The organism is Pseudoalteromonas sp. BMB (genome assembly GCF_001709235.1).
Taxonomy (GTDB): Bacteria; Pseudomonadota; Gammaproteobacteria; order Enterobacterales; family Alteromonadaceae; genus Pseudoalteromonas; species Pseudoalteromonas maricaloris.
In genome coordinates this window covers 84,056-106,865 of record NZ_MBQA01000167.1, presented here as the reverse complement: position 1 = coordinate 106,865, position 22,810 = coordinate 84,056, and the positions used below count along the sequence as shown (strand labels likewise).

At 44.1% G+C, this 22,810-nt stretch carries 1 pseudogene (only partly in view); it reads right to left on the bottom strand.

Annotated elements, in window-relative coordinates:
* A pseudogene (locus BB427_RS13715) lies at nucleotides 1-22,810 on the bottom strand (non-ribosomal peptide synthase/polyketide synthase); its annotated part reaches 4,859 nt to the left of the window's first position; the annotation flags it as partial.

Genomic DNA, 22,810 nt, shown 5'->3' with positions numbered 1-22,810 from the left:
TGACTCCTGTAGCTTCAATAGCAGTGCCGAGCACATCAGACCAAATCGCGGCGAGTTTACGCTCTATGGCATTACCCGGAGCGACATACTGTTTGCTAGCTTCTAGTCCTACTTCCATAGTCTCTAGTGCTTTACGGTCCACTTTACCATTATGGTTTAGAGGCATAGCCTCCAAGCAAACCAATATGGCTGGTACCATATAATCTGGGAGTGACTGATGTAGCCAAGCTTTTAGTGCTTCTGTCGAAAGCTCAACGTCATTTGAAGCCACTGTATAAAAGGCAACTAACTGTTTACTTTCTACGTCTCCTTGCGCCACAACGGTACAGTCTTTCACCTCGCGATGCTGATTCAGCTTAGCCTCGATTTCACCCGTTTCAACACGGAAACCGCGCACCTTAACCTGAGTATCAATACGGCCGATATATTCAATATTACCATCTTCCAACAAGCGTACTAAGTCACCGGTCTTATACATCCGAGTGCCGCTTAAGAATGGATTAGCGATGAACTTCTCGTCGGTAAGCTCAGGGCGATTGAGATAGCCTCTTGCCAAACAAGCACCAGCAATATGCAGCTCTCCCGGAACGCCTTGTGGTAACAAATTACCGTACTGGTCAAGTACATAAGCATGAGTGTTACTGATTGGTGTTCCAATTGGAACTACCTCATATTGACTGATAGCATCTCGCGTAACGGTCATTACGGTACTAATGATCGTGGTTTCCGTCGGTCCATAAGTATTGTATAGAGTACAATTCGGGTACTGAGTCACAAACGTTTGAGCTTTATCGTAAACTAGCTTCTCACCACCAATAATCACCGTTTCCACTGAGTCCATAGGCATCTCGGTGGCAACAAGTTGATGGAAGAAGGCCGTTGGAATATTTAACACGGTAATGCCATGATCAACAATCAAGCTTTGCAAATGCTGAGGTGATAGCAGTTTATCTTTTTGCTCAATCACTAACTCAGCCCCGTTGTTCAATGCAACGAACACTTCTTCGATAAACAAGTCAAAATTCATAGTAGAGAACAATAACTGCTTATCAGTCTCAGTAATCTGGTAGGTATCACTAGCATATAGGTTGTGATTGACTAGACTTCGGTGTTCAACCATGACCCCTTTAGGTTGACCTGTCGAGCCCGAGGTATAAATGACATAAGCCAAGTTGCTCGGTGTGCATAGTCTCTGTAGCTCAGCCTGAGATGCAGCCACATCTGCTTGCTCGGTACTTGACGGTTCAAGGGCTATGATTTGTGTTTCTTGCGAAACTAACGCACGGAGCTTGCTTATCAATCTCGGTTGACTTAACACAATCTCTGCTTGGCTGTCTTCAAGCATGAAACGCAATCGCTCTTCTGGATAATCAGGGTCAAGTGGAACATATGCACCACCGGCCATTAAAATACCCATTATGGCTATTATCATTTCAGGTGAGCGCTCGACACATAGTCCCACTAACGTATCAGGTGCCACACCGTTCGACTGTAGATGTAAGGCCAAAGCGTAGCTCTTATCATAAAGTTCTTGGTAGCTTAATTGCCTTTCCTGATAAACAATCGCTGTATTTGTTGGGCTTTTAAGCACCTGCTCTGCAAACAAGTGATGAATACACTTATCTTGTGGATACTCTGCTTTAGTTCTATCACAGTCTTGCAATAACCATTGTGCTTGAGCTTCAGAAGCCAACATTACCTCATGAAGATGTGCTGTTGGTTTTGCAATAAGTTGCAAGATCAGTCGTTCATACTGCGCAATAAGGCATTTCACTGTCTCGTTATCATAGTAATAGGTGTCAAATTCAAAAGAAATTGACAGCTTCTCAGCAGGCTCACCAATAATTGCCAGTGGATAGTTAGGCGCTGACTCATCAATTAGATCTATGAATAACTCACTGGTATTTGATTCTTCATCTACCGGATAACTCTCATAAACAAATAAGGTTTCAAAGAAGTCTTTATTAGTTTTGATACCCAGCAGCTCTTGAATACGTACAAGCGGAGTTATTTCATAACTGAGCTTTTCAGATTCACGACCTTGCATCTGCTTAATTTGCTCTATCAAGCTCCGTTGTGTGTCAAAATCAATAGAGGTCGGGATAGTGTTGATACACAAACCCACCATTTGATCGCTATGCTTAGCGTTTAGAATCGCAGAACGCCCTGAGCTAACACTACCAAAGGTCACTGCTTTGTGGCCACTATGTAAGTGCAGCATCAATCCCCACACATACTGCAATACCGTGTTCATGGTCAGCTGATTTGTTTTCACCAGCTGCTCTAGCCTAGCTGTATCCTCGTCAGTCAGACTGAATGACAACTTATCGAAAATATCGCCTGGCTGAGCTGCTAGCGTGCAGCGCTTTAAACCGACTCCTTGTTTCATCGGTAGAGGTGTACGTTCATTATGATGACGAAGATAGCGCTGCCAGTATGACGCTTCTTCTTCTAAGTCTCTGCTGTATATCGCTTTGACAAACGCACCATAAGATGATGTTGGCGGTAAACTGTATTCTTGCCCTGCAACAATTGCCAGATATAGCTTGAACACATTAGCCAACACCACGCTCTTAGCCCAACCATCCATAACAATATGATGCTGCTCGTAGATGATATAACCCGTTTCTTTTCCTTGAATTAATGTCACTCGCATTAGCGGTGCACTAGTTAACTCAATACCAGAACGTTTACTGTCATTCATCCATTGCGTCACCGCCGGTTTCATCTCTGACTCAGATTTATCAGACCAATCGACTTTATTCACCTTTAGATCAACATGGTTAAGAATGACTTGAACATCCATTTCGGCGTTACCAATATTCACCGATACAATTTGAGTTCGGAATGCTTCATAGTGGTTAACTATCTCCTGCCATGCTTGCTGCAGGGCATTCAAGTCAGCTTCACCACGAATACCAAAACCATATTGCTGCAAGTACATGCCTTTATTTTCGTCGGTTTGTGCATACATGGTTTCGAATAAAATACCAGACTGTAATGGCACCAGCGGGTAAATATCCTGAATATTATCCAACGGAATATGTTGCTGCCTTTCTAGATTCGGCAACAAATTATCCAATTGTGGTAACGAGACAGGAAGTAGCGGGAAGTCTCCTGGTGTATAACCCAACCTGTTCGTGTCGCTACAATGCGCCACTAAGGCTTGCAATGCAGAGATAAAGCGTGATTGCCACAATGCCATAGTGTCGCTTTGCCACGCTTTTGGATAGTTGAAAACAAATGACAACTGCCCATCCTCTGTCACCCCATTGATAGTTACTTGGCGGTCAATCTCAGTGCGTTCAGAAAGCGGGGTACCGCTTGAGTTCTGGCTATAGCCGATATGGTGGCTCGCAGCGTCTTGAGAATTTGAACCAACTTCGCCTAAGTAGTTGAACTTCACTTGTGGCTTCGTCATGTTTCTTATTGCTTCAATATTATTGATATAATTGAAGATAGAGAAACCCACACCCTTATTTGGAATCGCATGTAATGTTGTTTTTACTTCCTTGATACACTGGCCAATATCCTGCGGATCAGACAACTCAAGACCAACTGGATAGATACTAGTAAACCAGCCAATTGTCTTAGTGATATCGATTGCCGGATCTATCATATCTCGGCCGTGCCCTTCCATTTCTACCATCAGGGCAGTATTTCCAGTAGCCTGATGGTAGCCTTGTATCAATGCGGTCAATAACAAATCATTGATATTCGTTCCATAAGCATGGTGACAATGCTTCAATAGCTTTTCGGTATCAGCAGTTGATAGCTGTACTTTTGCTGGCTGAATATCTTTGTTCTGCCAAACTTTTGCCGAGAACGCTTGCTCTATGTGCTTGGTCTTCTCACTTTGATCCAGCCAATAAGCCAACTCTTGTTTGCCTTGTTTAGAGTCTTTATACATCGCTAGCGAATTTACCCAATCACGGTAAGAACTGCGCTTTTGTGATAGTGACAGTGATTGCTCAGTGGCTTGCTGACCAATCAGCTGATTAAGGTCTTCCAATAGAATGCGCCACGATACCGCGTCAATCATTAAGTGATGAATGATTATCGCGAGTTGATCTTGACCCATACCGTTAGAGTCAAACCATACCCAACGCATAATCGGGCCCTGTTCGATATCTAAACTCGCTTGCCACTGATTACAAATTTCTTCTATGTGGGCTGGAAGCTGGGCAGGCTCAATAGCAGAAATATCATACGCATGTAGCCCCAACAAATCTGACGAAATCGCTTCTGCGCCGAGATAGTGCTGCTGCCAGCCATCATCTCCATTGACATATCTGAACCGCAGAGCATCGTGTTGCTCCACAAGTGTAGAAATGATCGTCTGTAGCTTTTCAACCGACAGACGAGTATTCAAATCAAGTAATACCGACTGGTTAAAGTGATGTAGATCGGTTTTAACTCGTTCAAAGAAATACGTTTGGATCGGGCTTAAATCCACTGCATCAACGAGAATACCTTCTTCTCTGATGATTTCGCGAGCATCTTCAATTTCACAGTTATCCATCAAACTTTGAATGCTTGGATGATTGAACATGTCACGTATCTCAAAGTAGATTTCGTGATCAACTGCGTTAGACACCATCATAATCGCCAATAGTGAATGACCGCCAAGTTCAAAGAAATTATCATTGATACCGATTTTTTCAGGCGCTATTTCTAACACTTCCGCCCACAGCTCAACCAGTTTCTTTTCTGTTTCGTTACGTGGTGCAACATAGTCTTGACTCGATGCAATCTCAACATCTAATTGTGCAAGTACACGGCGGTCTATTTTTCCATTTAATGTCAAAGGGATAGCATCCATACAAACAAAGGCAGACGGCAGCATGTACTCTGGCAAGGTTTGGAGTAAATGTTCCTTAAGGTCATCACTACTCACCTTACCCGCGTCTTCCATTACCTCGCTATAAAAGGCGATCAACTGCTTGTTCGCATCTTGTCCTTGAACCACCACAGCACAGTCTTTAATAGCCACAACATTTCTCAGTTGTGCTTCAATTTCGCTCAACTCAATACGGAAACCACGGATTTTAACCTGACTATCGATACGACCTAGGTACTCAATATTGCCATCATCAACCCAGCGAACCAGATCTCCTGTTTTGTACATTCGTGTACCATGACCATTCATCTCGACAGCAAATGGATTGGCCACAAAGCTAGCTTCAGTGAGTTCCGGACGATTCAAGTAACCTCGGGCTACCCCGTCACCAGCAATGCATAATTCACCGGGGACCCCTATTGGCTGCAACTGACTCTGTTTGTCAAGCACATACATTTGTGTGTTATGCAGCGGCTTACCTAGATAAATCATTGAAATATCGTTTGCTACTAGCTGATCTGAAGACAGCTTTGAAATCGTTGTTTCTGTCGGGCCATAGTTATTAAATACCCGACAACTAGGCACAAGATTATTAACAGTTTCAACAACACGTTTTGTCAGTGGCTCACCTGCAAAAATTAAAACTTTTGATGGTGCGACTATTTCACTATCTGAAATTTTAAACATTTCAAAATGTGAAGGAGTGATCTTCATACAATCAATCGGATGGTTGTCTAAATACTCCTTCAAACGGATCGGATGATGCACGTAGTGATTAGAAAAAAGGTACAGTGTTTTACTAAATAGCATCGGAACATACAGAGAAATGTTACCCAAATCCGCCGAGAATGTAGAGACGGCACCAAACGTATCACAGTGCTGTAGATCCATTCGGTCAAATACAGAGTAGCAATAATCGACAACCATGCGGTGTTCTATCATCACTCCTTTTGGCTGACCTGTCGATCCAGAAGTGTAGATAACGTACGCGAGATTATCTGACTTAACTTCATTGTTTAAGCACTGATTTTCATCTGTTAGATACGTGCTAAACCCTGACGGTAAGCCTTTTGGATCATCTAGTACAATCAGCTGCGTATCTGAGTCGAGCAATCCCTGCAACTTATCTTTATACGCGCTTAACGTAAGCACAACACTTGCTTGGCTATCCTCAAGCATGTAAGACAAGCGTTCATCAGGATAGTCAGGGTCAAGAGGCACATACGCACCTCCTGCTTTTAATATCCCCAAGATCCCAACCATCATTTCTATGGTTCTATCGACACACAAACCAACCAAGCAATCCGGTTTAATTCCCAAAGACTGCAGATATAGGGCTAAGTTATGACTATGCGCTTGCAGGTTTTCAAAGCTTAGGGTTGATACCCCGGCTGCGTCAGAATCCCCTTGCGCTCCCACTTGTACCACCGCGGTTTTTTCTGGATTGAGGCTAGCCTGCTGCTCAAACAGTTGATGGATGCACTGGTCTTGTGGATAAACTCCTTCAGTCCTGTTGAACTCTACAAGTAATTGTTGCTTTTCAACGTCACCAATAAACTGTAACTCATCTAGTTTGGTATTAGGCGCTTGGCTGATCGCCTCACACAAAGCAACAAAGTGTTCAAGTAAACGCGCTATTGTATGTGCTTTATACAGTGATGTTCGATAACCAATGAAGCCTTCTACACCGGCGGCTGTTTCTTTAACATGAATAATTTGATCAAAACGGCTAAAGTTAAAATCTAGAGGATACGGCTGAATAGAATGTTGCGCTGAAGCCAGTGGATCGCTGTGCTGAATAAACATTATCTGGAACAACGCACTGATACTCATGTCTCTTTCTGGCTGCACCAACTCTACCACCTTTTCAAATGGTGCATCTTGATGGTCGTATGCTTCCAAACATGTCTGCTTAACTTGACCGAGCAAATCAACGAACGAATTATCACCTGAAATCAGGTCACGTAATGTTATCGTGTTAACAAAAGGCCCCAGTAAACCCTTAGTTTCTTCGTACTGTCTGTTGGCAATAGGGCTACCAAAGCAAATATCTTGCTGTCCGGTGTAGCGATAGTAAAGCACCTTAAATAGCGTTACTAAGGCCATATAAAGCGTGCACCCCTGCTGTTCTGCCAGTCCTTTGATCTGCGCTGTAAGCTTCTCGTTTAGGTAAAATGTTGGACTAATTGCCCCTGCCGAATCCTGTACTGCTGGACGCGGGTAATCGGTTGGGAAGTCCAACAACTCTGGAACCCCCGCTAACTTGTCCTGCCAGTAAGATAACTGTTGCTGAATAGCACCGCCGTCTTCAGCAAGCTTACGCTGCCAAAGACTGTAATCAAGGTACTGAATTGGTAATACAGGTAAAGTAAGTGCATCTGGGCACAATCCCTTAGATAGATGCTCAGTAATTAGTCCCAATTCCCTGATCATGATTTCTAGGGATGTCTCATCAGTAATGATGTGATGCATGACAACAACGAGAATGCTTTGTCGCTCATCAAGTCGAATGACTTTGCCCCGCAATAGTGGCGCTTTACCTAAATCAAATGGTATTGCGGCTTCGTACTGACAAATGCTTTGCGCCATTTGGTGACGACAAGCTGAGTTAGCTTCATGTCGTAAATCCACCAGCTCTAGCTTGAAATCAACGCTGTCTAAAATGACTTGTTGAGGCTTCCCACCCTTGTTAATAAATACGGTTCTCAGTATTTCATGGCGTTGCATCACAAGGTTAAAGGCATGTTCTAAATGTGTTAGTTCAACAGTGTCATCAAGCATCGCTGCACCCGCGATGTTGTAGCTCGGGTTATTTGAATCTAATTGACTAACGAACCAGAACCTTTCTTGCGACAAACTCAGTGGTAGTGGCTGTCCAGCTATCAGACTGCGATCTGCCGGGGTAATGGCAGGTATTCTACTTCTTTCTGTTTTGATTATCAGTTTAGCCAAGTCAGCAATCGTAGACTGCTCAAATATTGCTGTCATTGGCAAGTCGATATCCATCAGGCTGCGTACTTTGGCCGTGACCTGAGTGACCATCAGAGAATGACCACCAAGCTCAAAGAAGTTATCGTTGACACCTATTTTTTCTACCGCACACCTGAGTACTTCAGACCAAATAGTAGTCAACTGTTCTTCTATCTGATTTCGAGGTGCAACATATTGCTGGCCTGACGTTAATTTCACATCGATGCTTGCCAGCTTACGACGATCCACCTTTCCATTTGCCGTTAGCGGAATTTGCTCTAAGGCCTTAAAGGCCTCTGGAACCATGTACTCGGGTAATGTGTTGAGTAGATGGGCTTTTAGATCATTACTATTTATGGGTTGCTCAATTGTGCAATGACTCTGACGATAAAATGCCACTAAGCGAATGTTTTCTTCACTGCCTACCGTGATCACAACACTGTCTTTGACACTCGGATGTTGATCTAGCCTTGCCTCGATTTCTCCAAGTTCAATACGGAATCCACGGATCTTAACCTGATGATCGATACGACCAATATACTCCAGATTACCAGCCAATTCCTCTGTGTCTGGTAGCCAACGAACAAGATCGCCAGTTTTATAAAGCCTATCACCGGCTTCAGTAGAGAATGGGTTAGCAATGAACTTTTCTTCTGTAAGCTGTGGAAGATTCAGATACCCTTTAGCCAAGTTATCACCACCAATGTGGAGCTCTCCTGGCACACCAATTGGCACTGGATTTAAATGTTGATCTAAAACATACAGCTGGGTATTACTAATCGCACGACCAATAGGAATACTATTCAAGTCACAGCGTTCGCTACACTCCCAAAAGCTGACATCGATTGACGCTTCGGTAGGCCCATACAAGTTGATTAACCTTGTATTGGTCGATTTCGTCGCGAGAAAATCGTTAGCCAATTTCTTCGGTAATGCTTCACCACTACAGAACACACAACGTACAGAAGATAGCTCTGAGAAATTCACTGTTGCAACCATACTCGCTAGCATTGATGGCACAAAGTGCAATATTGATACCTGTTGCGTTTGGATGAGATTACTCAAGTAGGATGGGTCTTTGTGTCCTTCTGGTTTAGCCACTACTAGCTGAGCTCCGAAACCTAATGTCCAGAAGAATTCCCATACAGATACATCGAAGCTATACGGTGTCTTTTGTAAAACACGGTCTCCAGTCTGCAACTGATACTTCGAGTCCATCCACTCAATACGGTTCATCATACCTTGATGAATTGATTCAACCCCTTTCGGCTTACCCGTACTTCCTGAGGTATAAATTACATAAGCTAGATGATGTGGCGTTAGACCTATCGCCTGAGGAGCAATGTTATCCGCTGGAAAGTCAACAAATGTCTCAAACTTATCCAAATATGCGAGCGTGTTAGCTTCGCCACTAAATAAGGTCGCAAACTGATGTTGAGTCAAAACAATGTCGACACTCGAATCTTGTAACATGTATTCAAGGCGTTCTTTAGGCAAGCTTGGCTCTAACGGTACGTACGCCCCACCAGCTTTAACAATGCCTAGTAAACCGATTACCATCTCTATTGAGCGCTCAACGCATAATCCGACCAAAGAGCCTGTCTTCACACCTTGCGCCATTAGATAATGTGCGACTTGGTTTGCCTTGGCGTTCAGTTCTGCATACGAAAGACCCGCTTCATTCTCACCATCAAAGACTACAGCTAGCGAGTTGGGTTGTTGTTGCACTTGTGCTTCGAACAATTCATGAATACATCTGTCATGACGATATTCTGCTGCTGTGCCATTCCACTCTGTGAGCAGCTGAGATTTTTCCTGATCTGTGAGCAACGGTAGTTCAGCTACATACTGGCAACTTTGTTGTGATAATCCACTGAGAATGACTTCTAGGTGACTTAACAGGCGTGCCACCGTAGCTTCGCTAAAGCGCTCAGCTCGATAGCCCAATTCAAACCCTAGCTTGCCATCGACTTCTGAGTTGTTAGGCAATACTGTCAGCGTGAGTCCGTAATTGGTTTGTTCGTCATTACGAATGTCTGAAACTTGTAAACCTGAACCTGAAACTATGTTTTCAATTTCTTTGTCCACGGGATAGTTTTCAAATACTACTAAGGTATCAAACAAGTTGCGATCACGATCCAACTTAGTGCTTGTAGGTGCTTGATTTTGGATCTCTGTCAAAGATAGGAAACCGTTCTCAACGCGACCCATACTTGCCTGATGCATGGATTGCAGTAAATGACGAATAGTCATGCTTGAATCAACGTTCACCACTACTGGCAGACTGTTAATAAATAGCCCCACCATTTCTTCAACATGTGCTATTTCAGTCGGACGACCGGAAATTGTTTCACCAAACACTAGTTGCTCATTACCACTGTAACGGTGCAGCAAATACGCCCATGCCGCTTGAACAACTGTATTCAGAGTGACGGCATACCTTCTCGCCACAGTCTGGAGTTGCTGGTGCATATCCTTGGTCAACACTAAGCTTTGCTTTCTCGGCCCGTGTTCACTGTCTACTGCTGCCGAGTCAACATTAAGCTGTGTAGGCGCATCTACTGTGGACAATGTCTGTTTCCAAAACGCTTCTGCTTTACTTTGATCTTGTTGCTGTAACCAAGCGATATAGTTTTCATAAGGCTGTGATTTTGATAATACAGAAGAAAGCTGAGGTACATTGCCACTGGCAGCTACATATAACGAGATAAGCTCTTTGAACACCAGTGGGAAAGACCACCCATCGGACAATGCATGGTGGCTTGTCCAGACTAAACAGTGCTGCTGCTCACTTAACTTAATCAATGTTATCCGCATTAACGGAGCTTTGTCCAAGGCAAAGCCCCTAGCCTTATCTTGCACGGAGAACTGAGTTAGCTGTGACTGTTGCTCCTGCTCGGATAATTCAGACCAATCCAGAGTATTAAAATAGCCACTCGCTTGTGCCACCACGAATTGATATGTGTGCTCCTCGGTAAATACTGTTCTAAAGACATCATGACGACTCACAATTTCAGCTAACGCTTGCTCCAATGCCGCCTCGTCCAGCTTTCCTGATAACTTCACTGATAACTGAGAAACATAAGCAGAAGCGTCTAGACCACTATGGAACAACATCCCTTTTTGCATTCCAGTCGTTGGGTACAACTTCAAGAGTGTTCCGTGCTGGTTAGCCATGTTTTGCAGTTGGCCGTAAGCGAATTGAGTTAACCAAGTTGCTCGTTGCGCAGACAGTACGTCAGCCGAAACTTGTTCGGCCACAAATTGCTGCCACATTTGTGCCTCGTCAGCCTCAGTTTGTGCATCTTGCCAAGAGACGAAGCTCTCTAGCAATTGCTGTAATGGCATTTCATTCACATCACTAATTACGGTAGAGTCAGGCTCTGCGGTGGTTACTTCTAGCGCTAATTTTTCAATGGTTTGACACTCAAATAGTTGCCGCGTGGTGAACACTAAATCTAGCTTTGCTGCACGAGTCACGGCTTGAATCGCAAGAATCGAGTCACCCCCAATGGTGAAGAAATTCTCACGAATACCTACTTTGCTTAACCCTAGTAGGTCACCCCACAGTTGACACAATTGCTGCTCAATTTCAGTATTCGGTGCCACATATTGGTGAAGTAACTGTAATGAAACCTCTTTTTCCTGCAAGGCGTTGCGGTCAACTTTTCCATTTGGTGTTTGCGGAAGTTTTGCCATCAATACAAAGACAGACGGCATCTTATAGCTCAGTAAGCTCTTCGAAAGCTGTAGCTGTAGCTGCTCTCGATAAGCTATTTCATTATTTTGCGCTTCGTCAAAGTTCTCAGGAACAATGTAAGCCACTAGTTGAACGTTGGTTTGACTAGCATCGATAGCCTTAGCCAACACCACAGCTTCGGTGACCTGCACCTGATCAGTGATGACACCTTCGATTTCTCCCAGCTCGATTCTAAAGCCGCGGATCTTAACCTGATGGTCCTGACGTCCGATAAACTCTAGATTACCGGGAGCACCTTCTGTATCAGGTACGCAACGTACCAAATCCCCTGTTTTGTATAATCGTTGGCTACTGTCGAACGGACTGACAACAAATTTTTCTGCTGTCAAATCTGGTCGATTCAGGTAGCCTCTAGCCAAGTTATCACCACCGATATACAGCTCGCCTGTTACACCTAACGGGCACAACTGCCTTTCACTGTCTAATACAAAAAGTTCAGAATGCGGTGTGGTTTTTCCAATTGGAACACTGCCACCACGGTGTCCAGTACACTCATAAAAACTACTCCACACACAAGCTTCTGTTGGTCCGTACTCATTGAATAGGCGGCAACCTTGCCATTGTGTATGGGACTGATGCTGTTCGACCAGATGCGTATCACATGCTTCACCAGCCACAATCACTGTCTTCATCGCAGGACCTGGGTTGATATCCCCGCTTAACATGGCTTGATAAACACTTGGTAACGTCAAGAAATGACTAACCGCTTCTTCAGCCATCATGGCTTGAAAGGAAGTGAGGTCAACACCTTGTTTAATGTCTACGATGCACAGCTTGCCTCCCGCACTGAATGTCCAGAATATGCCAGCAATTGAGCTGTCAAATGCGATAGAAGAAAACAGCGCGAAGCTCGAAGGCGCCTCTTGGTAAACCTTGAACCTAGACAATGTAGATTGCATTAACGCTTTATGTTCGACGGCCACGCCCTTTGGCATGCCTGTTGAGCCCGAGGTATAAATAACATATGCCAGATTAGCTGGCGAAAACTGTATCTCATCTCGTAGCGGATTAGTTTGCGGTTGCTCTCCTAGAAAGCTATCCCACATTTCTTCATCCAGTGGCAGGATCTGCAAATCATCGAAAGGAAGCTCAGAAAGTAGCTCAGAGCTAGTCAGAATGATTTCAACTTCAGAGTCGTCCAAGATGTGTTCAATATGTTTTTCAGGATAATCTGGATCAATGGCAACATATGCAGCGCCAGCTTTCAAAATACCCCAAATGCCCACAATCATTTCTAATGAACGTTCGACACATAAGCCAACCAAAGTATCAGGTTCAATCTCCTGCTCTAACAGATAATGAGCAACCTGATTTGCTTTGTAATTAAGCTCTGCATAACTCAAACTGACGCGAGATTGTGTGGACTCATCATATGTAACTGCAATCTTTTCAGGGTTTTTAGCGACTTGATCTTCAAACATCTCAATAATTGAATGACCAGAGACATCACTAAGACATTGATTATTAGAATCACTTTCTTGACCCAGCCACTTAGACCAACGTAATAGCTCAGTTTGCTCAATGTCGGTAACCACAGGTAATTCACTCACCTTGGCACTCGGATCAGCAATCACCCCTCTTAACAATACTTCAAAATGGCTAGCTAAACGCTGAATGGTTGCTACATCAAATAAGCTCGTAGCATATTCCCAATTAAGCTCTAATCCTTTATTTTCACCAGCTTCTTGCAATTCATAAATATCAAGACTCAAATCGTGAAGCGCAGCTGAGTGAGATGTTTCAAGCTGCTTAATAGCCAAACCTGGCATATCAATCTCAGCAAGCTCATTATTCTGCAGAGCAAGCTTGATTTGATAAAGTGGTGAGTAACTCAAATTTCGTTGCTGTTGTAACTCATCAACGAGCTTTTCAAATGGCAATTGTTGGTGCTCATAGGCGCCAACTAAATAGTCTTTACTGCGTTGCAACAGATCAATGAAGTTCGGGTTATCTGATAAGTCTGTTCTGATCACCAACGCATTAGTGAAAAAGCCGACAAGCGAAGCTTGTTCTGCATGATCACGATTTGCTACTGGCGTACCAAAGACAATATCAGTTTCCCCAGAATAACGTGATAACAATACCGAATATGCTGCACTCAGTACCATGTACAATGTTGCATCGTACTTACGAGCCAGCGCATTTAAGCCACGTTGAATATCTCGGCTGAGGGTCTGACGAAACACTTTACCTTGGTGATCTTGCTCGACGGGACGAGCATAATCCAAAGGTAGGCTGTGCACTTCAGGTAAACCCTGTAGTTTGTTTTTCCAAAAGCCTATCTGCTGCTCTAATACTTCACCGGTTAACCATTGTCGCTGTGCAATCGCATAATCACTATATTGAACAGGTAACTCATCGAGTGCTGCCACTTTCTCGCCAAGTGCAGCACGATAAAGCGAGCTAAACTCACGCAATAAGATATTATGAGACCAACCATCAGAAGCTATGTGATGCATTGTAACTAGTACAACATGACGTACTTTCGACAATTTGAGAAGTCGTACACGTAGCATTAAATCACGACTAAGATCGAAAGGCATCTCTGCCTGCTGGCCACTTAGTCGCGCAACTTCTACTAACTGCGCTTGTACCGACAAATGTGATAGGTCTTGCTCTGGAATATCAAATGACACATTTGCTAGTACATGAGGTTGTGGCTCACCCGACTCAGACAAGAGTACCGTAGTTCTAAGTACTTGATGACGCTCAATGATCCCTTCAAATGCGGACTTTAACGCCTGAGTATCCAGCTCACCATCCAGCTGTATAGCTAGTGGAATGTTGTATTGTGTATGGTCAGGGTTGATTTGATCAATCAGCCATAAGCTCTGCTGGGCATATGAGAGTACCAAAGGCTGATCAGATTCAGCTTGACGCAATACAGGCATAGCCGCCGATTCTGCTTTGTTGATCAACGATGCCAGCTGCGCAATCGATGGCAGCTTAAATATGTCACCAACAGTAATGTTAACAGCAAAGCGCGAACGGATCTCAGATACCAAACGAACTGCCAGTAATGAGTGACCACCTAGTTCAAAGAAGTTGTCATAAATACCAACGCTTGTCTCACTATTGAGTTTTAACAAGGTTTGCCAAATCTCGCTCAGCTGAACTTCAGTGTCATGACTAGGTGCAACAAATTCGCTACTCAGTTGGGCTTGTACGTCTGGCTTCGGTAATGCACGGCGATCAATTTTACCACTGGCCGTCAATGGCAAACTATCCAAAATTACAAAAGCACTCGGGATCATATGCTCAGGTAGAGATAGTTTAAGGTGGTGGCGGAGCTCCTTAATAATTGAAGATGTTCCTCCGTTAACCTGATCAGAGACGACATATCCGATGATATGTTGTGGCCCATTTTGTTCATCACCTTGAGCAATGACAACGGCATCCTTCACCTGTTCATGTGCCAATAATACCGACTCAATTTCACCCAGTTCAATACGGAAGCCACGTACCTTAACCTGATGGTCAATTCGGCCAATAAACTCTAGATTGCCCGCTAACTCTTGTGAATCAGATAACCAACGAACCAAGTCTCCTGTTTTATACAGTTTTGCATCTGGGTCACTAGAAAAAGGATTAGCTACAAAAGCAGCGCTGGTTAATTGTGGTTGATTTAAGTAGCCACGAGCTAAGCCATCTCCTCCAATGTACAGCTCACCCGTAACACCGACAGGTACTGGGTTCATTTGTTTATCCAGCACGTGTAGCTGAGTATTATAAATCGCTTTACCAATCGGAATGTTGCTTAATTGGTTGTGTTCATCACATGCCCAATAGCTCACTTCAATAGAAGCTTCAGTTGGACCGTACAAATTAAACAGCTGAGTATTTGCAGGTTTATTCGCATTGAAGTCATCTGCGAGTTTCTTAGTTAATGCCTCACCACTACAGAATACATAACGAACCGACGACAACGTTGAAATACTTACTGCATTGAGCATATTTGCGAGCATGGACGGTACAAAGTGGATGATTGACACTTGCTCTGACTGAATAACCGCACTTAAATACTCTGGATCTTTATGTCCCTCAGGTTTTGCCATCACGAGCTGTGCACCATAACCAAGTGGCCAGAAGAACTCCCAGACGGACACGTCGAAGCTGTAAGGCGTCTTTTGTAACAACTTATCTTCAGGACGAATCTGATACTCAGATTGCATCCAGTTTAAGCGGTTCATCATGCCTAGATGAGTTGATTCCACCCCTTTAGGTCGACCTGTACTACCAGATGTGTAAATAACATAAGCTAAATGTTTAGAAGTTAAACCTAATGCAGCTTTATCTGGATTTTGGGTTGGATAATCAGCACAATTTGCAAGTTGATCAATCTGCACTACAACCTGCTGGCCGCTAGAGAAAAGCTGAGAAAAACGCGTTTGTGTCAGTACCACATCTACCTGTGCATCTTGCAACATGTAGCCCAATCGCTCTGCAGGCAGACTTGGATCAAGTGGTACATAGGCTCCACCGGCTTTAAAAATAGCCAACAATCCAATGACCATCTCGATAGAACGCTCAGTGCACAAGCCAACCAATGAATCCGGTTTAATCCCCTGCGTCAATAGATAATGTGCGAGTTGATTTGCCTTGGCATTGAGCTCTGCATAGCAAATCGTTTGCCCCTCATAAATGACTGCATTGGCACTTGGAGTCGCTTCAGCATGTGCCTCAAATAATTCATGAATACATTTATCTTTGGGATAGTCTGCAGCAGTGTCATTCCACACGCTCAATTGCAGCTGTTCTGTTTGAGTCAACAGAGGCAACTGATGAATAGTGGCGGTAGGTTTGTCCAGCAATCCATTTAACAAGACTTCAAAATGCCCAGCCATACGCGCAATTGTATCACTATCAAACAGCGCTGATGCATATTCCCAAGTTAGCCTCAAGCCATTTTCATTACCCTCTGCTGAAACGTTTTCGGTTACGCTCAACATCAGGTCATATCGTGCAATGGTATTACTTGGTTCATATTCCGACACAGCAACGTCTGATAACTGCAACGAACCCTGCTCATTGTTTTGCATCGAAAGCATAATTTGAAACAGTGGTGCGTAACTTAAGCTGCGCTCTGGTTGAAGTTCTTCAATTAATTTGTCAAACGACAGCTGCTGGTGCTCATATGCTTCCAAGAGATATTCTTTGCTTTGCTTTAACACACTCTCGAAGCTTGGGTTACCTGATAGGTCACTCCGTAACACCAGAGTATTAACGAAAAAGCCAACCAATGGCGCTAAGTCTGCTTGTTCACGGTTCGCAACCGGGGTGCCAATCACAATATCTTCTTCGTGAGAATGGCGTGCGATCAGTATCGCCAATGCGGTATTCAGCACCATAAACACAGTCGCATCGTATTGGTTCGCCAAATTTTGTAGTCGAGTATGCACTTCAGCGCTCAGGTATTGCGTGTATCTGCTGCCTTCGTAAGTCTGCATCGCAGGCCGTGGTCGATCTAGCGGCAAGTTATGTACCTCAGGCATACCGTCTAAGCGCACTTTCCAAAACTGTTGATGCTGTTCAATCGCTTTACCTTGCATCCACTCGTTTTGCCAACGCGCATAATCTACATACTGAATTCTCAGTGCCGGTAAAGTGTTTTCTTTGGCCTGATAAAGCGCATTAAGTTCTTCAATAATAATACGCTCTGACCAACCGTCTAAGGCAATATGGTGAATGGTAACCAGTAGCGCATGCTGATCTTCTGAGAACTTAAGTACTTTCACACGTAGCATCAGATCTTGGCTAAGGTCAAAGGTCTGATAGCTCTGTTGCTGCATTGACTCATGTACAGCATGCTGTTGCTGAACGGTATCAAGCCCAGTTAACTCCTCAACTGGTATCGTAATATTTGCGTTAGCGTTGATCACTTGAATAGCATCACCCGCTTCACTATTTTTATACACAGTGCGCAGTATTTCATGGCGTTCTACAATGGTGGCAAACGCAAAACGTAATGCGGCTATATCGAGTTTGCCGCTCAGTTGGAAACCTCGACACAAGTTATATTGGTGGCGACCTTCTTCTATTTGGTCGATAAACCAAAGCCGCTGCTGCGAGAAAGACAGTGGGGTTGCATCTTTACTCGCCCCCGGAGATATTTCAGGAACTTGACTCGTAGCGGCATCATCAATTGCCGCCGCTAATTTACGAACTGTCTGCTGTGCAAACATGGTTCGCATCGGAATATCAACATTCCACTGTTTGCGAATCTGAGAAATTAAATTGGCAGCAAGTAACGACTGTCCTCCTAATTGGAAGAAGTTACTTGTCGCACTGATATACTGGCCCTCTTGTACTGGGATATCCAACAACTTCTGCCACATTTGGCAAAGTTGTTTTTCCGTTTCGCTATCAGGCGCTACAAACTCCATTGCGTCGTCAAATGTTGGCTTGGGCAACGCGTTACGATTTATTTTTCCATTCGGTGTTAAAGGCAACTTATCCAAGCGAACAAATGCGTTGGGTATCATGTAAGAAGGTAAAATAGTTGCTAAATAATCCGCTAAGTCCTGCTGCCAACTAGGCCCCATTTTACCAGCGAGGCTAACAATGTAAGCCACTAGACTGGTGCTTTCTGCTTCTCCATGTACCTGTACAACAACATCTTCCACATCTGGGTAACGTGACAAAGTCGTCTCTATCTCACCTAGCTCAATACGATGCCCTCGTACCTTAACTTGTGCATCCATACGACGCAGATACACCAACGAACCATCAGCTAACCAGCGAACTAAATCTCCAGTTTTATATAAACGAGTGTCAGAGTAAGGACTTTGAATAAACTTCTCAGCAGTGAGTGCTGAACGGTTGAGATAACCCCTAGCAACACCTTCCCCACCAATATAAAGTTCACCAGCTACACCGACAGGTAACGGAGCTAAATGTTCATCCAATACGTAGAACTGGGTGTTGGTAATTGGCTTACCCAAAGAGACTGAATTGTCGATCCGGCTTGTTGCGGACCACACAGCGGTTTCCGTTGGACCATACATGTTCCATAGCTCTAAATGCTGACAGGATAGCATGGACTCCTTAAGTTCATCATTTAACGCCTCGCCACCGCACAATGCTTTGAAGCTGCTTTGAGGCTGCCAACCATGGCTTAATAACATTTTCCAAGTCGCTGGCGTTGCCTGCATACAAGAAACTTGTTTGGCTGCAATTAGCCCAGCCAATGCATCAGGTGACTGCACATCGCTGGTTGTAGCAATAACCACGCTCGCTCCCACAGACAGTGGTAGGTACAACTCTAAGACATGAATATCAAACGACAAAGAAGTCACTGCGAGTAGCGAATCCGCAGCAACTAGGCCAGGCTCTTGTTGCATCGACACCAAGAAGTTCACCGCATTGCGATGCTCTAACATCACACCTTTCGGCAGCCCGGTTGAACCTGAGGTGTATATGAGATAAGCCAAATGATTGGCATTGAGACCCAAACTCGTGGTGTCTAAATTACCATGTTCAAATTGCGCTAATTCAGAGTACAATGTATCGTCATCTATGCAGATGACTTGCTCTGCTGTTAGCTGATTACTCAAATTGCTTTGGGTGATCACCCACTGCACGCCAGAATCTTCCAACATATACGACAATCGCGCTTGCGGATATGTAGGATCTAAAGGTAAATAGGCACCACCCGCTTTCATAATTGCCAATGTGCCAACAAGCATCTCTAAACCGCGTTCGACACCTAAAGCGACCACAGAGTCCGGTTTCACGCCTTGCTGAACTAGGTATCTTGCCAGCTGGTTAGCACGCTGATTCAACTGCTCATAGGTTACTGTATCGTTGTGGAATACAACAGCGACAGCATCTGGAGTGCGCTCTACCTGCTGTTCGAATAGTTCATGGATACAAAGGCCTTGATGGTTATTTTCGGTTCGTCCCACTCCAATACTAACCAGCTTTTTAGATTCTGACTGGCTGATCAGTGGCAATTGACTGATCCTAATTTTCGGATTTTCAATAACCCCATTCAATAAGGTATCAAAGCTTTCTATCAGCTGTTCAATAGTGGCTTGTTCGAATAAATCCGACGCATATTGCCACTCCATCTCCAAGCCATTACCGTTATCATTGAGTGTCAATGCAAGATCATACTGTGCATATGTTTTCGATGATTCTAGTTGCTTTATCTCTAGCCCCGGCAAGTCCAAGGGCTCTACTTGTTGATTGTGTAAAGTCAACATGACTTGGAACAAAGGAGCGTGACTGAGATTACGTGCCGGCTGCAACTCATCCACTAGCTTTTCAAACGGCACTTGCTGATGCTCATATGCCGCTAGCAGCATGTTGTTACTTTGTGCTAATAAGTCGACAAATTTCGGATCATCCGATAGTTCCGAACGCAGCACTAAGTTATTAATAAATAGACCTATTAAAGGAGCAACTTCAGCTTGCTCTCGGTTCGCTACTGGCGAACCAATCACAATGTCTGTTTCGCCTGAGAAACGGCTTAAAAGGCTAGCAAAAGCGGCCTGTAGCAAGACAAATAAGGTGACCTCATTTTGCTTCGCTAATTCCTTCAGTGCCTGTAATTGGTCATCACTGAGTTTATGCTTCAACGTCTTACCTGCAAAGCTCTGTACAGCAGGCCTTACGTGATCTAATGGTAGACTGTGAAGCGCTGGTAAACCTTGTAACTGGCTTTGCCAGTAGGCTAAATGACTCTGCAATGTATCGTCGTTTAACCACTTGCGTTGCCAACAAGCGTAATCAACATACTGAATATCCAACGCATCTAACGCTAGGGATGAACCATGAACTTCAGCGGCATACAACGTATTGAGCTCTTTGGTAAAGACGCCTAATGACCAACCATCAGCTGCAATGTGGTGCATCGTCAGCAACATGATACGTGACTGAGCACCAAGCTGTAGCAAAGTGACTCGGAGCATTAAGTCATTTGCTAGGTCAAACTGTTTAGTGGCTTCTTTACGACTGAGCTGCTCTACCTGTTTAGCTTGTTCCGCAGAAGAGAGCGCAGTTAAATCAAGCTGTTCGACGACGAATGAGGCTGGCTGCTGAACAAACTGGTAAAGCTGCCCATCTTGCTGCTTATAAGTTGTTCTTAATGTCTGATGTCGAGTGACAATAGTCGTAAGTGCTTGCTGCAATGCTGACACATTCAACTCACCATAAAGCTTTAACGCAAACGATAAATTATAGTGAGCAGATCCAGACTCAATATTGCTAGCAAGCCACATCCGCTCCTGTGCAAAGGATGGTGTGACAAAGCCATGAGTATTTGCTGGCTGAATTGTATTTAGTTGACGCGTAGGTGCAGTCTCTATTAAACAAGCTAACTTGCGAATTGTATTGGCAGTAAAGAAATCTTTTATCGAAACTTCTACTTGCCACTTCTGTTCAATTTGGGCGATTAACGTTGTAGCCAGTAAGGAGTGACCACCCAATGCTAGGAAGTTGTCTTCTACGCCAATGCTATCAACACCGAAAACTTCGCGCCACAATGCACATAACTGTAGTTCGATTTCGGACTCTGACTGAACACGACTAACTTCTTGCTCACTGTCAATATCGTTTCCTACAAGTCCCCCTGATAAAGCGCTATAGAGATATTCTATATCTCCCGCAAGGTAACGTTTTTGAGACAACGAACGCTGAATTTTTCCACTTGAAGTTCTGTTAATTCTACCAGCCTTTAGGAACAGGATATCTTCTACAATGACTTCAAATTGTTCAAAAATGGCCGCTTTAAGCGTTTCAACTGCGACAGAAAAGTCGAACTCTTTCATTTCGTTGCGACTGACTTCTAGCAGTAATACAGCCTTACCATTAACTTCAAACGCAGCCGCACCATTTTGGTTTAAGCCAGGATATACATGATAAGCTAATTTCTCGAAGTCCTGCGGGTAGTAATTCCGGCCATTGATTATAATGACATCTTTGATTCGACCAGAAATAAATAGCTCACTATTATGGATAAAACCAAGGTCACCAGTACGTAGATAGCTGTTGTCATCATTTTGCAAACGAGCACCAAAGCTAGCTTTGGTTTTTTCTTCATCGTTCCAATATCCTACAGCAAGACTCGGCCCTGCAAACCAGATTTCCCCCACCTGCCCGTCAGCCACTTCGGTAAGCGTTTCTGGCGACACGATTTTAAGGTGGTGCTGCGATTGAACGTGACCATGCCCAACTAACAGCTGTTGCTTGGCTACATCATCTTGAATTTCAGCCTTTCCGGTTTGCAATGAGTCACTACTAAAAGGGACTGCCGTATACGGTGCCTGATGAGTACCGCCACAAATAAACACTGTCGCTTCAGCCATACCGTAAGCAGGAAATATCGAAGATTCTTTAAACCCGGCGCGGGCGTAACGATCGCAAAAACGCATTAAAGTATCTGCATCTACAGGCTCTGCAGCATTGAACGCAATGCGCCACGAAGACAGATCGATCCCGGCTAATTGATGAGGCTTGATACGCTCTAAACAATGATCAAATGCGAAATTAGGTGCGCCACATATGCTAGCGTTAAATTCGGTAATGGCTTTAAACCAAGTAAGTGGATTTTTGATAAACCTGACTGGCGACATCAACACGGAATGCGCGCCCAAATAAATAGGCAGCAACAAAGTATTTACTAAGCCTAAGTCATGAAATAGCGGTAACCAGTTGCAGAACACATCTGTTTCTGAACAATCTGTCGCTTGCTGTAAAGTTTTTAAGTTAGCAACAATATTCTCGTGAGAGACCACAACTCCCTTCGGTGTCCCCGTTGAACCAGACGTATACTGAAGGAATGCAACTTGGCTTGCATCAGGAAGCGCGATTGCTTGTGCTTTTTCGCCTTGCTGTAGATCGCTAAACCCTTTGATAGGTAAAGGAGCTAATTCCGCTTGCAACTGAGGTTGTAACACATTCGAAGTAAGCACAACACTAGCTTGGCAGTCATCAATGACGGTTAACACTCTACCCGCGTGCTTTTTGCTTTGTGGTGGATACAAAGGAACGGCAACCATGCCAGCATATAAACAACCTAAAAATGCCTGAATATACTCAAGGCCAGGAGGATACAATAAAACTACTCGAGATCCCGCTTCAAGTTCTGCTGTCAAAGTGCGAGCAATAGAATGCGCACTTTGGTGCAAATCATTAAAACCAATATGTGATTGCTCACCGTTATCTTCAATAAAAGTAAAAGCCTGATTATCAGATTTTGAATCAGCATGCGCAGCTAAATAATCGTGAATAGTTTGCAT